General features: G+C 61.5%; 15 protein-coding genes, 1 tRNA gene and 1 other RNA gene. 9 read left to right on the top strand and 8 right to left on the bottom strand.

The window, feature by feature from the left end:
* The first annotated feature begins 263 nt into the window (after positions 1 to 263).
* Genes VI234_RS03680 through VI234_RS03690 form a run of 3 tightly spaced genes read left to right on the top strand, consistent with a single transcriptional unit; the run spans position 264 to position 1730 of the window.
* Positions 264 to 551, top strand: a complete 288-nt coding sequence (locus VI234_RS03680; RefSeq protein WP_004591847.1) for a ribonuclease P protein component 4 — start codon at positions 264 to 266, stop codon at positions 549 to 551.
* Positions 552 to 603: 52 nt separating this feature from the next.
* Positions 604 to 852, top strand: coding sequence for a YhbY family RNA-binding protein (locus VI234_RS03685; RefSeq protein WP_008313216.1), 249 nt, complete (start codon positions 604 to 606; stop codon positions 850 to 852).
* Positions 852 to 1730, top strand: a complete 879-nt coding sequence (locus VI234_RS03690) for a mechanosensitive ion channel family protein (protein WP_336329299.1) — start codon at positions 852 to 854, stop codon at positions 1728 to 1730. Before VI234_RS03685 ends, VI234_RS03690 begins: the two co-directional genes overlap by 1 nt.
* 287 nt (positions 1731 to 2017) lie before the next feature.
* Here VI234_RS03690 and VI234_RS03695 read toward each other — a convergent pair.
* Both VI234_RS03695 and VI234_RS03700 read right to left on the bottom strand, forming a co-directional pair.
* A tRNA-Arg gene (locus VI234_RS03695) sits at positions 2018 to 2092 on the bottom strand.
* Between the two features lie 74 nt (positions 2093 to 2166).
* Entirely contained in the window at positions 2167 to 2442 is a 276-nt protein-coding gene (locus VI234_RS03700; protein WP_008313225.1) for a DUF5798 family protein, read from the bottom strand.
* A gap of 79 nt (positions 2443 to 2521) precedes the next feature.
* On the opposite strand from VI234_RS03700, the gene VI234_RS03705 reads away from it, so the two are divergent.
* Positions 2522 to 2935 (top strand): DUF7548 family protein, encoded by a 414-nt coding sequence (locus tag VI234_RS03705; RefSeq protein WP_008313228.1) that lies wholly within the window; start codon positions 2522 to 2524, stop codon positions 2933 to 2935.
* Positions 2936 to 3014: 79 nt separating this feature from the next.
* Positions 3015 to 3327: signal recognition particle sRNA (gene ffs / locus VI234_RS03710), an RNA gene on the top strand.
* Between the two features lie 402 nt (positions 3328 to 3729).
* Here ffs and VI234_RS03715 read toward each other — a convergent pair.
* Complete coding sequence (locus VI234_RS03715) at positions 3730 to 5415, bottom strand: acyl-CoA synthetase (RefSeq protein ID WP_336329271.1); 1686 nt, start codon at positions 5413 to 5415, stop codon at positions 3730 to 3732.
* Positions 5416 to 5515: 100 nt separating this feature from the next.
* Here VI234_RS03715 and VI234_RS03720 point away from each other — a divergent pair, with 100 nt between their 5' ends.
* From VI234_RS03720 to VI234_RS03730, 3 genes are all read left to right on the top strand, one after another.
* Positions 5516 to 6118 carry a class I SAM-dependent methyltransferase gene (locus VI234_RS03720; protein ID WP_008313233.1) on the top strand — a complete coding sequence of 201 codons (603 nt, stop codon included), beginning with the start codon at positions 5516 to 5518 and terminating at the stop codon, positions 6116 to 6118.
* 465 nt (positions 6119 to 6583) lie between these two features.
* A complete protein-coding gene (locus VI234_RS03725) occupies positions 6584 to 7447 on the top strand; it encodes a fumarylacetoacetate hydrolase family protein (RefSeq protein WP_336329272.1) in 864 nt (287 codons plus the stop codon).
* 337 nt (positions 7448 to 7784) lie between these two features.
* A complete protein-coding gene (locus VI234_RS03730) occupies positions 7785 to 8549 on the top strand; it encodes an IclR family transcriptional regulator (RefSeq protein ID WP_008313236.1) in 765 nt (254 codons plus the stop codon).
* Between the two features lie 670 nt (positions 8550 to 9219).
* On the opposite strand, the gene VI234_RS03735 is transcribed toward VI234_RS03730, so the two are convergent.
* Positions 9220 to 9396, bottom strand: a complete 177-nt coding sequence (locus VI234_RS03735) for a hypothetical protein (RefSeq protein WP_008313239.1) — start codon at positions 9394 to 9396, stop codon at positions 9220 to 9222.
* Between the two features lie 89 nt (positions 9397 to 9485).
* Here VI234_RS03735 and VI234_RS03740 point away from each other — a divergent pair, with 89 nt between their 5' ends.
* Complete coding sequence (locus tag VI234_RS03740) at positions 9486 to 9884, top strand: hypothetical protein (RefSeq protein ID WP_008313240.1); 399 nt, start codon at positions 9486 to 9488, stop codon at positions 9882 to 9884.
* Between the two features lie 30 nt (positions 9885 to 9914).
* On the opposite strand, the gene VI234_RS03745 is transcribed toward VI234_RS03740, so the two are convergent.
* Genes VI234_RS03745 through VI234_RS03760 form a run of 4 tightly spaced genes read right to left on the bottom strand, consistent with a single transcriptional unit; the run spans position 9915 to position 15440 of the window.
* Entirely contained in the window at positions 9915 to 10961 is a 1047-nt protein-coding gene (locus VI234_RS03745) for a cytochrome b/b6 domain-containing protein (protein WP_336329273.1), read from the bottom strand.
* A complete protein-coding gene (locus VI234_RS03750; protein WP_008313242.1) occupies positions 10958 to 11368 on the bottom strand; it encodes a hypothetical protein in 411 nt (136 codons plus the stop codon). The genes VI234_RS03745 and VI234_RS03750 overlap by 4 nt, the downstream gene beginning before the upstream one ends.
* Positions 11365 to 12027, bottom strand: a complete 663-nt coding sequence (locus VI234_RS03755; RefSeq protein ID WP_151145890.1) for a 4Fe-4S dicluster domain-containing protein — start codon at positions 12025 to 12027, stop codon at positions 11365 to 11367. Before VI234_RS03755 ends, VI234_RS03750 begins: the two co-directional genes overlap by 4 nt.
* A gap of 11 nt (positions 12028 to 12038) precedes the next feature.
* Positions 12039 to 15440, bottom strand: coding sequence for a formate dehydrogenase subunit alpha (locus VI234_RS03760; protein ID WP_336329274.1), 3402 nt, complete (start codon positions 15438 to 15440; stop codon positions 12039 to 12041).
* Positions 15441 to 15500: the final 60 nt, after the last annotated feature.

The following is a 15500-nucleotide window of genomic DNA, read 5'->3' on the forward strand; positions in this document are numbered from 1 at the left end:
AGGTGGGACTGAAAGGGGCGAGACGCTGGGCGTTCGAGACGAAGCAAGCACTGCATGAGCGACGGTAGGGAGCGAAGAAGCGCGCAGCGAGTGCGCGGCGCTCCGCGCCGCGACCACTCGAACGGCGAGCGAAGCGAGCCGTGAGAGTCGCAGTAGCCCAGCGTCTCGGGGCTTTCTAGCTGTTCACAAAGCTACCAAACCGTGCGTCGACAATTGCTAGCTCGTTCGGAAGGCATTTTCCCGCCGCCGACACAGTACCGGCAATGACGGACGAGGCGACCATCGCCCGCGAGCGGATCGAGCGCCTCCAGTCGCTCGCTCGCGAGGCCGTTCAGGCCGGCAATGAAGAGCGCGCCCGGTCGTACGTCCGCCGGGCTCGCCGAGTCGCCGAACGCCACCGCCTGCGCCTGCCGCGGTCGTTCGAGCGGTCGACGTGTGACGCCTGCGACACGTACCTGCTGCACGGACACAACGCCCGGTCCCGGACCCAGTCCGGCCACGTCGTCATTACGTGTGACTGTGGGGCACAGTCCCGCTATCCGTACGACTGAGGTTTCTTTACGACTACTGGTTTTAAGGGGCTGTCCTGGCTAAACGGTGTACATGAGTGACTCTTCTCGACAGTCGCGGATACACGACCTCGACGCGACGCTCCGCGTCGGCAAACACGGCATCGAATCCGTAGCGGACGAACTCGACGACCAACTGGAAAACACGGACCTCGTGAAGGTCAAGTTCCTCCGGTCGTCCCGGGGCGGCACAACCGCCGAGGAACTCGCCGACGATCTGGCCGAGATGGTCAACGCTGAGGTGATTCAGGTGCGGGGCCACACCGCGGTGTTCGAGAAATGATGCAGGTCCAACCGCTCGCCGATCTACTCGATGGCTTCGGTGTGCCAGCAGCCGGGTCCATCGCCTCAGCGGTGGTTTTCGTCGCCGTCTTCGTCCTCGTCTACATCATAGGGAAGGCGATCGTGATACCCATCGTCGACCGCTCGCTCAAGTCCCGGGACCTCGATACCCACGCTCGGCGGCCGCTGAAGAAAATCGTCAGCATCGGTATCGTGTTCGTCGCCATCTCCGTCGCCTTCGGGATGGCCGAGTACGGGAACTTTTTGCAGTCGCTGGCGACCATCGCCGCCGCGGCGACGCTTGCCATCGGCTTCGCGATGCAGGACGTCATCCAGAACTTCGTCGCCGGCGTGTTCATCTACACCGACAAGCCGTTCCGGATCGGCGATTGGATCGAGTGGGACGGCAACTCCGGCGTCGTCGAGGACATTAGTCTCCGTGTTACCCGCGTCCGGACCTTCGACAACGAACTGCTGACCGTGCCGAACTCGAATCTGACCGATGGCGTCATCAAGAACCCCGTCGCCAAGGAGCAACTCCGACTGAAGTTCGTGTTCGGTATCGACTACGACGACGACATCGACGAGGCGACTGAAATCATTCTCGACGAGGCCAGGGCACACCCGGAGATTATGGACGACCCCGAGCCATCGGTTCGCCTCGTTGAACTCGGTGACTCCTCCGTCGGACTGCAGTCCCGTATCTGGATCAAGAACCCGAGTCGGTCCGACTTCGTCAAGACGCGCGCTGAATACGTCAAGGCAGTCAAGCAACGCTTCGATGCCGAGGACATCAATATGCCGTACCCGAACCGGACCATCGGTGGCGGGCTGGAGATGACCGGACTCGACGGCGTCGTGGAGCCGGCCGACGACTGAACCGCACAGTAGCGTATTTTGGCTGTAAATGGCCGGGGTATCTGGCTACCGTGTCGGTATCGCCATACTCGTGCTTCGGTCGCGGCCTCCGTCACCTCGGGACAGTAAGTCCATTCCGTTCACTGGCAGAACTAAGCCGCCGCTGTCGGACGGTTTGGGTGGAGAAGATCTGCGATGGGCGCTGCGGGATTTGCACCCGACTGCGAGACTCGCTCTCGCTCGTCTCGCGTGGTTCAAATCCCGCAGCCGACGCTCCTCACCGCTCACTGTCGTTCGCACAGAAATCACGGGCGCTGAGGGATTTGAACCCCCGACGGTTTGGTCCGAAGCCAAGCACTCTGTCCAAGCTGAGCTAAGCGCCCTACGTACAATGGTATGATGACGTTATGGTTTAAACCAACCGGTTCCGCCGCGCCATGGGACCGCAGTCACGGGATTACTCCGAAACCGCTTCAGCCGTGTCGGAGTCGGTGTCAGCAGCGACCTCGGCCACGACAGCCTCCGTGTCGACGCCTCGTTCTTCGGCGAGTGCCTCGATGAGTGCGCGCTGTTCGGCCAGTTCCTGTTCCATCCCGTCGACGCGGGTGTTCGTCTCGTCGACGGTGCTGCGCAGGTCCTCCAGCTGCGACTTCAGCTCGTTGACCTTCTTGTAGAGGTCCTCGGCGATGTCGGCGACCTTCTGTATCTTTTTCGCGGTGGAACCCAGTCCCATAGCCACGGTTACGGAGAGGCGACATTTCCTCGTTTCGCTCGAACGTCGCTGTTATGACGCCGCCGGACCGAGCAACGGTATGGACGACTTACGGCTCGCTCCGGCTGTCGGCATCGTCGGTTGCGTTCTGTATCTCCTTGCACTTGCGGTCCCGTACGGCCTCGTCGAGACGACCAGTGCCGTGGGGGCGTACTACAGTTCAGGGGCGCTATCCCCGCTGCTACCGGGCGTATTCGCGCTCGTCTGTATCATCGTGCTGGCGGCCGGCCGCGAGGGTCGGTCGGACCCGAGTGTCGCGGCGGGGGCCAGCATCGGCATGGGCGTGTTCATCGTCGCCCTCAGCGTCCTCTGGGCAGTCACCGTTCCCGAGAGCCTCGTGCTGGGACTGACTGAGTCGACACTGATGGAGTACCACCGCTGGGGTGTCGTCCTCGCAGGTGCGCTCATCCCGCTCGGTGGGACATGGTTCGCCCGGGCGCTGGACCTGCTGTAGGCCGGTCTGCCCACCGGCGCGTCGTCCAGCGGTCTGTGGGCGCATCCGAAAGGCCCTTATGGGGCGGCGGCGGAGTTTCAGATGGACTAGGTCGGGGGGCTAGGCCCCCCTCCTCGCCCGCACTGTGGTCTTGAGCGGGGACCGAACACCGGGGGCGTCCGGTCTGACGGACGTGGACCCCGTAAGCTAACGTGGAAGCCTCGTCCCACGGGGACGGCGGTCCGCGTGGTCGCACCTGCAGGGGTGCGCCCATGTGGTTAAACGATGGCACTCCGCCAGGCACGGAAGTGAGCAGCGGACCATCGAACACCCGTCGCTCGTGGGGTCGCGGGGTGGAGGAGGCAAACGGGATTACCCGCGTCCGAACGCCGGGCCATCCTGGCTGTCCGTTCCATTCATACCTGCGTTTAATTTCCCCGAGCAGCCGTATTGCAGGCGTTTTCCGAAAGCTATCGACGCAATCTGTACGTCGCTCGGGTGCCGGTCAACGGAGGTTGACGACCGCGGTCCACCATCCGCTGGACCACGCTCCCGGCTTATGGTTGACCAACACACTACAGAGGGACACCAATGAAGGGGTGTCTTAGATATGTCCTTCAGATTTAGCTCTGTATATTTAGAATGTAAACACCAAAAACAGCAGATAGGACTGGAATCTCTATTTTCTATCGATTATGGTCTTTTCACACCACAACTTTGCATATCGGCTCCCAACTTACCTTTTGAAGTCGACAGTATCCATCATACACAACTGGTTTCGGACGCTCTATGACTACCGAGAGCCACACTGGAGACTACGGTGGCCCGCCGGCAGCACTGTCGTCGGCGTTCCACTCCTGCAGTTCCTTCCGCCGGATCTTCCCGCTGGTCGTCTGTGGCAACATATCGGCGAACTCGATCTCGCGAGGGTACTCGTACTCGGCGAGGCCCTCTCTGACGACGGACCGGATTTCTGTCCGGAGCGTATCGTGGTTCGGCGCGTCCTCGGCTGCCTCGACGTAGGCCTTGATGATCTCGCCGCGCGTGTCGTCGGGCACGCCGATGACGCCCGCCTGGACCACGTCGGAGTGTTCGAGAATCGCGCTCTCGACCTCCATCGGGCCGACGCGGTAGCCGCTGGTGATGATGACGTCGTCCTTGCGCGATTTGAACCAGACGTAGCCGTCGTCGTCCCGTTGGGCCAGGTCACCGGTGACGAACCAGCCCTCGACCTCCTTGGCTGCGGTTTTGTCTGGCATGTTCCAGTACTCGTCGAAGAACACCGAACGGTCGTGGGGTCGCAGCGCTATCTCGCCGAGTACGCCGGTCGAGAGCGGCTCAGCAACGCCGCGGTCGGCGGCGTCGGGGTCCAGAATCGTCAAATCGTATCCTGGCAGCGGCTTACCCATGCTGCCGGGCTGGGTGTCGAACCAGTTCGAGTTGTTGGCGACGACGAGGTTCAGCTCCGTCTGGCCGTAGAACTCGTTGATGGTGACGGAGTCGAACGTCTCCGCCACCCAGTCGACGATTTCGGGCGTCAGCGACTCGCCACCGACGGCGAACGTCTCGATGGCCAGGTCGTACGCCGCCGTCGGGTTCTCGACGTCCATCAGCATTCGGAGGGCGGTAGCCGGCATGAACGACCGGGTAACGCCGAACTCAGAAAGCAGGCTGAACGCCTCCTCGGCATCGAACCCCGAGGCGGGGTAGCCGACGATGGTTCCGCCGTGGTGCCACGTCGCGAAGAGCGTCCCCCCGAGCGCCGCGCCCCAGGCCCAGTCCGCGGGCGTCCAGACCGTCGCGTCCGGTCCCAGCCCTTGATCGAAGAAGTTGTACGCGGCTGCGGCTCGCCCGAGCCAGAGCGCGTGTGCGTGACGGACGCCTTTCGGCGGCCCCGTCGACCCGCTCGTGTACAGTATCGCCGTATCGGTGTCCGGCGTGGACTCGTAGGGTTCGATATCGGTGTGTTCCGGCGCGGCGAGCACATCCTCGAAGGCGTGGACATCGCCCGCCGGTGCGTCGGTTTCGATCTCGACGACGTGTTCCAGCGCCGGACAGTCGTCCCGGACTGCATCGATATCGTCGCGCACGGCGGGGTCGATAACCGCGGCGGTCGCGCCGGCGTCGTCCAGCCGATACCGGAGTGCGTCCGTCCCGAACAGGACCGTCAGCGGAACCGAGACGGCTCCGAGCTTCCAGTTCGCCAGGTGTGTGATCGGGTTCTGTGGCTTCTGTGGCACGACGACGCCGACCCGGTCGCCGGCCTCGACACCGAGCCCGGCCAGCCCCGCGGCGAGCCTGTCCGATAGCTCGTCCAGTTCGCGGAACGTGTACTGCTCGCGCCGCCCGTCGGGGTATGCCTGTTCGAGCGCCACCCTGTCGGGGTCGTCGTGTTTTTGCAGAAAATCGACCGCCGGATTGTACGACGCCGGGAGGTCCCAGTCGAACTGATCGCGGGCCTCGTCGTACCCCTCGAAGTCCGGCATCACTGTCCAGACCATGGCATATCGGTCGCCTGGGTGGCTGTTGCGTCTTTCGGTCGAATCACCGACGCTGCGACCGAGCCGGCAGAACTTTCCGTCTTCCCCTCCCGACTTGACCGTGGACTCTACCGACATCCGCGAGGAGTGGGCCGACCGGTCCGGCGAATACTCCCCCGCGTATTATGCCTACTATGGAGCGGACGAGACGAGTGAGCTAGTGCAGTCGATACTTGCGGAGCACGTCGAGCAGGACGCGGCTATTCTCGAGGTCGGGTGTAGCTCCGGGCGGCACCTCGCTGCACTGTCTGACGCTGGCTACTCGGATCTGACCGGGGTCGACATCAACGCCGACGCGTTAGATGTCCTCGCCGAGACGTACCCCGACCTTGCGGCCACCGGTTCGTTCCACGCGATGGCTATCGAGGAGTTCGTCACGGATGTCGCGGACGACGCGTACGACGTCGTCTTCTCCGTCGAGACGCTGCAGCACCTCCACCCGGACGTGGACTGGGCGTTCGAGGAGTTGGCGCGTATCGTCGATGACCTGCTGATCACCGTCGAGAACGAGGGCGGCGACCCGGGTGAAGTAAACTACGTCGACGACAACGTCCCGCTGTACTATCGGGACTGGAACGCGGTGTTCACAGACTGTGGACTTACTGAAGTGGATTCGATGGATGGGAAGCGGGACACCGTCCGCATATTTCAGGCACCTAAGTGAGGAGTTACACAGATAGGCCTATATTAGGGCATATGAAGTTAGATATTGATAAGTACATCCTATATATGTGCTATTCGGCAAGAGAATGAGCGTAATTAGAAGATTACGTGGTACTTAGGGAACTCAAGTCCAACTTCGGACGTGATCTGTGGCTCGATAGAGGTCCATCTCTCACGACAGACTCACTGGGACACCAGAATAACGTATGTACGTCTGTCATCCGTGATGTTCCGTATTACTGAACGGCAGTTCGCCTGATGGGAAATGGATTACCGACCGACGGAAGGGAGTTTCTTGTGTATCTCTGTGAAAAGTGCCGTTTGTACCGACTATATGTCTACCGCCGGTAACTGATGCTCTCCAACTGATGCCCTCCACAGCTAGTGTCTGTGTCCCCTTGCGACAGGCAGAAAATAAGCCGTTGGCAGCGCAAGATTGATGTATTGTTGCAGTTTGCTACTCTGTATGAGATACTACCAGCTACGCGACGGGAACTCACAGCGGTTAGCGGTCGAAACTGGGGACGGTGTGTACGATTTGACCAGCGTCAAACCGCAACTCCGCACGTTCCGTGACCTCCTCAAGTCGGCCTCGATTGCGGAGACTGCACCGGACGAACTCAGTGCCCGCCATCTCGATACCGCTGAAGCGGTGTCCGAGCAGCGACTCGAAGCCGATGCTACCGACCCCGTCACTGCCGACGAAGTCTGGGCCGCCGGCGTTACGTACCAGATCAGCGAAGAAGCGCGGACAGAGGAAAGCGACACGCCGGAGATGTATCTGTACGTGCACGACGCGGAGCGACCGGAGATCTTCTTCAAGTCGACGCCCAATCGGACTGTCGGCCCCAACGAAGCAGTCGGTATCCGGGCCGACTCGGACTGGGACGTGCCCGAGCCCGAGCTTGCGATCGTTCTCTACGAGGGAGAAATCGTCGGGTACACTGTCGGCAACGACATGAGCAGTCGGTCTATCGAGGGGGAGAACCCGCTGTACCTCCCTCAGGCCAAGGTGTACGACCGTTGTTGTTCGGTCGGCCCGGCCGTCGTCACGGACATCGAAGACCCACACTCGCTGGCGCTCTCGATGTCGATCCACCGCGACGGTGAGCGTGTCTACCACGGGGAGACCAACACCAGCGAGATGAAACGCACCTGCGAGGAACTCGTCTCGTACTACACCGCACACAACGCGGTCCCCGAACTATCGGTGCTACTTACCGGGACCTCGCTCGTTCCCGACGACGACTTTACGCTGCAGGAAGGGGACGAAGTCACCATCGACATCGAGTCTATCGGAACGCTGAAAAATCCCGTCACGGTCGTCTGAGCGGCTAGTGAACCGGGAGCGGGGCCGCGGTCTCTCTGGGAACCCCTTCGCATGGGGTTTCACAGCGTGATACCCCACTCGGCCCTCGACTGGTTCCGATTGCGTGCCTGTGTGTCGGTCTGCTGTGAGGATTTGTCCCGACAGAGTTTTGGCACCCGTCGGTTGCCTACACGCTCTATGGGTATCTCTACTTGCGACAATCGGCCGGAACGTACGTGTCTGTGTGCGGTGATATGCCATCGATATGTCGTGACAGAAACCGGTGTGGCATCGAGGTCACCGCTCTGTCCCAGATGTTTGAACAACTGTTTAATACGAGGGCGTACCATGACCGGGTATGGCAAAGACCGCTCAAAACCCAGTCAAATCCGCCGAGACGACGTTCGAGGTGCTTGACGCACTGAAAGACCTCGACGGGGCCGGTGTCACCGAACTGGCCCAGCATCTCGACATCCCGAAGAGCACGGTTCACAACTATCTGAGCACGCTGGAACAGGAGGAGTACGTTGTCAACAGGGACGGTGTGTACGAGGTAGGGCTCCGGTTTCTGGAGCTGGGGGCATACGCCCGCCACCGGGAGAAACTGTTCGGGATCGCGAAGCCAGAGGTCGATCGGTTGGCCGCAGAAACCGGCGAACTCGCGAATATTCTCGTCGAAGAACACGGCCGCGGGTCGTACCTGTACCGTGCTCGGGGAGACAAAGCTGTCCAGGTCAAGGCCCACGTCGGAACACGCGTTCCGCTTCATACGACAGCGCTGGGAAAAGCGATCCTCGCACATATGTCGACCGAACGGGTCGATGCGATCGTCGACCGCCACGGACTCGGCGGGGAGGCCAGCAAGTCGATCAGTAGTAGAGCGGAACTGGAGCAAGAGCTAGCGGACGTCCGGGACCGCGGCGTCGCTTTCGACGACGAAGAGCGTCTCGAAGGGCTCCGCTGTGTCGCTGCCCCAGTGCTCAACCACGATAACGAAATCATCGGTGCGATTAGCGTTTCGGGACCGACAAATCGGTTCCGTGGCGATCGGTTCCGCGAGGAACTCCCACAGAAGGTGCTGGAAGTCGCCAACGTCATCGAGCTGAACGTTACCTATTCGTAACAGCAGTGTTCAGAAAAGGTGAACGGTAGTACAGTATTGTGACAGCGGTAATTAAACAGCGTATTTCGACAATAGCACCGTCCTTGGCCAGTGATTGCAGAACAGCACAGACTAGTCAGGAGGGTACTGGAAGTATGTCTGGAAGGCGTTTCGAGCATGTGTTTCGGTCCCGCGACACGAACGAGTAGACACGAGTTCCGGCTTTCATCTCATAGATGCCGGTTCTAGGTTTTGTTTGATAAATAGCCACTATACGTATCATTCATCATGAGTGAACGACGTTCCAACGCTATCTTACACCGTGTGGTACTATATAGTACCACGCCCCTGACGCGGTCCCTATCTCAATAATGGATGTACTACTGTTACTCTAAACGAGGGATATCGACTATCGGTTTCCTATCACTGGATACGTTCTAAGTAGTAGCTAAACCCACCGACTTTCGAGGGAGTACACCCAAATACTGTATTTATATACGAGTCTCCGAGATATAGCGCTAATTCAGTGCCTGAAAAATAGATAGAGGAAAATATATTCATAAGTTTGGGTAGATTGGATTATATTTGCCGGTACTGAGCTAGAGTTCGAGCCATCCGTCGATGGATCTTGCTTGGCAGAGACACAACGATGGCTATCGCTTCGGCAGTGTCTCCCGGCAATCGGGTACGGTTACGCGAGGAACTGGACGCCCAGGGACAGCAGGAACAGTACCACGATCCCGATCGATGACAGTTCGAGCCACCGGGACCGCACGTCGGCGGACCTGATACTTGCGACGAAAAGCGTTCCGACGACGCCGACGACTACGACCAGTGCCAGATACACCGCGTTGAGCGCTGATGCCATATGATACCATTTCACAGCGGTACAGTAAACACTAGTGGTTGAGCGCGCCCTCCACAACGATAATGAGAGCCAATCACATAGACAGGGGCATGCGTCTCGAACTCCGAATCTGTAAACACTGCCACGAGGGGGATCACGGCAACGCCGAAAAGACGGCTGTGACACAGGATATGGTCGCCTGCGCCGAACAGGTCCGCGAGTACAAGGACCTCATCGGACTGGATGCGCTCTATATCACGAAGGTGACGGAAGGCGACCCCGGCGGCGCGGAGGCGCTGGACGTCATCGTCGCCAGCATCGAGGGTGACCAGGTTGCACTCTCGGATACACAACTGGTCATGGAAGACGGCGACGGCAACATGCTCGTCTACCCGGAACCGAAAGACATCCTCCAGGTCCTGACTCGGAACCTGAATCAGATTCAGGAACAGACCCGGCAGGACGTCGACGTCGAGCTATCGCCCGAAGGACAGGCACTGATCGCGTAGTCGCACGGCAAAAAACGGCGCACGGGCGATTCAGTTCTCGGACGCAGCGTCGTCAGTGTTCGGCTGGCCGCCGTCAGTCTGGGGTTCGCCCCCGTCGGCCGCGGCCGGCGGTTCCCGCTCTTCCTCTAACTGCTGTTCCCAGCGGATGCGCAGGACGTTCCCGTACATCGACAGCACGAGCCCGACACCGAGGACGACCATGCCGAGGTTGATACCGATAGTCAACAGGATGCTCGCCGGCCCGCCGCCGATTGCGAGCTCACGCGGCACCGGATAGCCCTCGTCGAAGATGCTCCCGATGAGCACCGAGACGATGCCGATGACGGTCATCGCACCGAAGATGGTCGAGACAGTTCGCCAGGACGGGGACAGCGAGAGCCGTTCGATGCCCGTGGTGTCCGGCTCCTCGTCGTCGCCGTGGTGTTCTGGCACCATGCTTCGAGGAATAAACGCCTTCGTCTCGACGGGGTAGAAGGCGGGATGCATCCCGTGCTCGAAGATGTGGAACATGACTCCCATCAGCATGATGACGCCCAGCAGGCCGTGGAACGTGACGAAGGCCATCGCGGCCGCCTTGGTCTGGAACATCGCGGCGAGTCCGGTCTTGCTCCAGATGAGCAGGCCCGAAATCGCAAGCAGGGTCAGCTCGATGGAGAAGATGAACACGACGCCCTTGCCGATGTAGGACAGCAGCGGGACCTCGTCGGCCTTGTAGCCGGCGAACTGTCGCGCGCTCGGGTGGCGTTCGTCGGCCCGGCCCAGCACGAACTGGATGTCCTGGATGAACGCGTCGATGTCATCCTTCGCGGGGAGAATCTTCGAGAAGTTGCTCCGGCCGGTCGAGGAGATAATCTGGAGCGTGATCCAGAAAACGACGAGCGCAATCAGCCCGATGCCGGTAATACGGTGGATCGCCGTCACACCCGAGGCCCCGCCCATCAGCGTGAGCATCCACCACAGTTCGTCGTTGAACATGATGGCGTAGCCGGTGAAAAACAGCAGGAACACGTCCAGCCCCAGCAGCGAGTGGAACAGGGTCGTCACGCGCGTGAACTTCCCGTGGTCGAGATTGCTCATGCGCCGTCACCCCCCTGTCTGTCACCACTGTTCGGCGAGCCACCGTCGGCCGCGACGGCCTCGCTGACGTCCTCGCCCGGCTCACGCATCTGGTCGGCCAGCCGCTGGAACGCCGCCCAGTGGATGAACACCATCACGAGGATGAACGCACCCAGGATGACGTCGGCCGCGTGGATGAGCGCGATGAGGAAGTCGAGCGCGGGGATGGTGTTGCCGAACACCCAGTCCGAGCCGATACCGCCGCCCTCGACGCTTGGATTGACCCGGTACAGCGACTCGTAGCCGATCCTGAATCCCTGTGCCCAGAACAGCGCCAGCCCCGCGACCACGAGGCCGACGACCGTGCTGATGAGCACCGAGACGCGGCTATACCCGTTCACCTCCGGAAGGTCGTCCCTGTCAGTCATTGGAACTCACTGGCGTCCTCGCCAAAGATGATGTCCATGGCCACGTCGTTGAAGAACGTGCCGCTGTCCCTGTTGTCCAGTTCGTCCGATATCTGGGCGGGCGTCCCGACCAGAATGGCGTCAGTGGCACACTCCTCGGCGCAGGCCGGCCCCTTGCCGACGTCCTGGCGTTCCTCGCACATGGTACACTTGTCCATGTTGCCACCGCTGCCGACGAGGTTCGCGACGCCCTCGTCCTCGTTCGGGAACTGCGGCGCGCCGAAGGGACACGCCGAGAGGCAGTACTGACACCCGATACAGAGGTCGTCCCGGACCCGGACGAAGCCGTTCTCCTTCGAGATGAGCGAATCGGTCGGACACACCGAGACACACGGCGCGTTTTCGCAGTGATAACACTGCATCGGCACCGCGGTCTCGCCGGGTGACTCACCCTGTTCCATCGCCTTGCCGCTGCTGGCGTTGAGCCCCGACGCGGCCTCCTGGCCTTCGAGCATCGTCGCGATACTGATTCGCTGTTCGTCCCGTGGGACGTCCCACGTTCGTTTACAGGAGACGACACACCCGCCACAGTCGATACACGCTTCGACGTCCGGGAAGATCCTCGCGTCCTCGCCGGTACTCATCACGCCGTCGTGCATCACTTCGTTGCCTGTTGACATACTAGCTCACCTCATTTCACCGTCGAGTTGTCGCGGACGTCGAAGTCCTTCTGTGTCCCGACGTCGTTCTCGTCTTGCGGGAACGTGAGATCGAGGTCCACGTCGATGTTGTACTGGTCAAGCACCGCCGGCGTCGCCGGGTTGACCGCGACCATCGACACCTTCGTCTCCTGCATCTGGGTTTCCACGTCGTAGCCGCGGGACGTGATAGCGTTGGCTGAGTCCCCGATGGCGTAGGGAACGTGGCCGTCGGGGTACTTGTCCTCCAGACTCTCGCCTTTGAACACGCCGCCCCAGTGGTAGGGCAGGAACACTTCCTGGTCGTTCGGCCGGTCCGTCACGCGGGCTTTCACCAGCACGGAGCCGCGGTCCGTCGAGGAGATGACGACGAGGTCGCCGCCGTCGACGCCGAGTTCCTCCGCCTTGTTCGGCGTTATCTCAGCGTACATATGCGGCTGGAGGTCGGCGGTGTGGATGTTGTTCCGCGTCTCCGCACCACCGCCCTGGTGTTCGACCTGCCGACCGCTGGTCATGATCATGTCCAGATCAGGCCCGTCGTCCTGATTGTGGATGATGTTCGTGGCCTGTTCCTGCTCTTCGAGGTTGTTCTGGTCGAGCCGATAGAAGTTCCGTTGCTGGCCGTTGGCCGGCCACTCGTTCAGCAGTTCCGTGTCCGGCCCTTCGATGGGTTCGCGGTGGACCGGTACCTTGTCGAGGAAACTCCAGACGACGGCCCGCGCTCGGCCGCGTCCGGTCGGCGCGTCGGGCTGGTTGTAATCGTACTCCTCGTAGAACTCGGGGTCGACCCCCTGTCCGATCATCGTTTCGAGGTACTCGTCGAACACCGAACTCCCGGTTTCAGGGTCGTTCAGCGCCTGCGCGGCGGTGTACACCGACTCCTGGTTATCGAGTGCGTACTGCTGCGGGATGGTGAGCTCGTCCGGCTGAACCTCCTGTTCGGGGTCCACGAGGCTCTGTGGCGGCGTCACCTTCCAGCCCGGATACTCCGGGATGCCGTGAATCATGCCGTCTGCAGCAGTGTCGTCGTCGTCGGCCCACTCGGGGTTGTACGGTGCCCGGGTCAGGTCCAGCGCCTCCTCCTGGCTCTCGTATCGGTCGCCGACGGCGTCGAGCGTGTTCTGCATCGGGTACTCGTCGTCCGTCGGCATCGCGTCCCAGTCCTCCGGGGTCGGTGCCGAGACGCCCCAGCGGGTCCGGAAGTCCTGCCCCCCGTTGTTTGGGTCCAAGTCGTCGTTCCAGATGATGGGGGTGCCCGGATGGTCCTCACCCCAGCAGGGCCAGGGGAGCATCCAGTACTCGCCCGCGACCGGCGTCCCCTCGGCCCCTTTGAGGTCCTCGTTGGAGAACGCCCAGTCGTACTCCAGGTGTTGCTGGAGCCGTTCGGGGGTCTGGCGGTAGCCGATAGTGTTGGTCCCGAGGTTGAACTCGCGGACGACGCCCTCGTAGCTCGACTTCCCGTTGTACAGCTCCGAGCCCGCGCCCCAGTCGAAGTGCTCGCCGAAATCCAGATAGCCGGCCAGTTCCTGCATGATCTGGAGGTCCGGCTTGGAGTTGTGGGCCGGCGAGCGGACGGGTTCGGACCACTGCACCGACCGGTTCGTGTTGGTCAGCGACCGGTGGTGCTCGTACTGGCTGGACGCCGGCAGTAGCAACACCGGCGGTCCGTCCTCGTAGTCCGGCAGGACGCTGGCGACCGAGGGGAACACGTCGACAACGACCAGCAGGTCGAGGTTCTCCATCCCCTCTTTCATCTGCTCCATCTCGCTGATGGAGTTCGCCGAGTGCCCCCAGAAGAACGCAATTTTCGTCTGGTCGGGCTGGTAGATCGGCGTTTCCTGATAGCGGTCTGCCTTATCGAGCGCCGACTCGAACCAGCGGGCCACCGTCAGCCCGTTCTGGAACATCATCGAGTTCTCCGCCGGGTTCTCCGGGCCGTGGTCGGTGTTCGGCGGGAGCGAGTTCGCGTCCTCGTTGCCTTCGTACACCGGGCTCTGGCGGACGTACTTGTCCGGCGGCATCAGCTCGAACCGGTTGTACAGGTCCGCAAACGAGGTGGAGCCGCTGGTTTCTGGCGTCTTGTCCCAGATTTCGGCCCACCACGACCAGCCGCCGGCTGTGAGGCCGTAATACCCCGGCAGGATGTGGCTCGCGACCGCGAGATCGGTCGCCCCCTGGACGTTCGCGTGTCCGCGCATCACCTGGAGGCCGCCGCCGCTCCGGGCCGCACTCCCGGAGGCGAGGCTCGCCATCGCATACGAGCGGATGTTCTGGGTCCCGTTGTTGTGCTGGGTCCCACCCATCGCCCACTCGATCTGGACGTGTGGCCGGGCCTCGTCGATCATGTCGGCGATGCGCTCGATGTCCTCGGCGGACACCCAGGTAATTTCCTCGACCGTCTCCTTGTCGTACTCGTCGAGTTCGGCGTCGACGTCCTCCCAGCCCTGGACGCGGTCAGTGAGCATGTTCTGCCCCGAATCGTCCGCGTCGGGGTCCATCGCGAGTCCGTGCTTGTCGCGGAGTTCCTTGATGATACCCATCATCAGGGCCACGTCGGTGCCCGGACGGAACCGCATGAACTCGTCGGCGTGGGCCGACGTCTTCGTGAACCGCGGGTCCAGATTGAGGATGGTTCCGCCGCGTTTCTGCCCTTCGAGGATGTGCTGCATCGCAATCGGGTGTGCCTCGGCGGGGTTCTGGCCGATGATGATGTTCAGGTCGAAGTTCCGGTAGTCCTGAACGGTGTTGGTCATCGCGCCATAGCCCCAGGTGTTCGCCAGTCCCGTCACCGTCGTGGAGTGACAGATACGTGCCTGGTGGTCGATGTTGTTCGTGCCCATGAACGCCGCCAGCTTTCGGATGGCGTAGGCCTCCTCGTTGGAGTGGTGGGCGCTGCCCAGCAGCATCACGCTCTCGCGACTGTGTTCCGCGTCGACGTCGACAGCCTCGCTCGGGGGGGTATCGTCATCCGGCCACAGCGCCCGGATGTCCGTTGCCAGACGGTCGTAGGCCTCGTTCCAGCCGAGTTTGCGCCACTCCCCGTCCTCCTGTATCATCGGGTGTTTGAGACGCTTCTCGGAATGTTCGGTCTCGTAGATGCCGGCCCCTTTCGAACACAACGACCCGGCATTTATCGGGTGTTCATGCCACGGCTCCATGCCGACGAAGGAGTTGCCCTCCTTCTCACCACGGAAGCCACAGCCCACCGAACAGTAGTTACAGATCGTCTTGGTCAGTTCGGTGTCCGTGTCTGTCCCGTCCGTTTCCTCGCCGTCCTCCTGAAGCGCCCGACCAGCGCCGCTGACGCCGAGGGCGACCCCGCCCGCGAGGGCGCTCGCCTTCATGAACGAGCGCCGGTCGAGATCCAGTGAGACTGGTTCCTGTTGTGTACTCATGGTGAATGGTGCCCACCCATTACCGATGCTGTCCGTGTTTGCCACGAAATTTGGTTTGTC

This window comes from Haloarcula sp. CGMCC 1.2071 (genome assembly GCF_037078445.1).
Classification (GTDB): Archaea; Halobacteriota; Halobacteria; order Halobacteriales; family Haloarculaceae; genus Haloarcula; species Haloarcula amylolytica.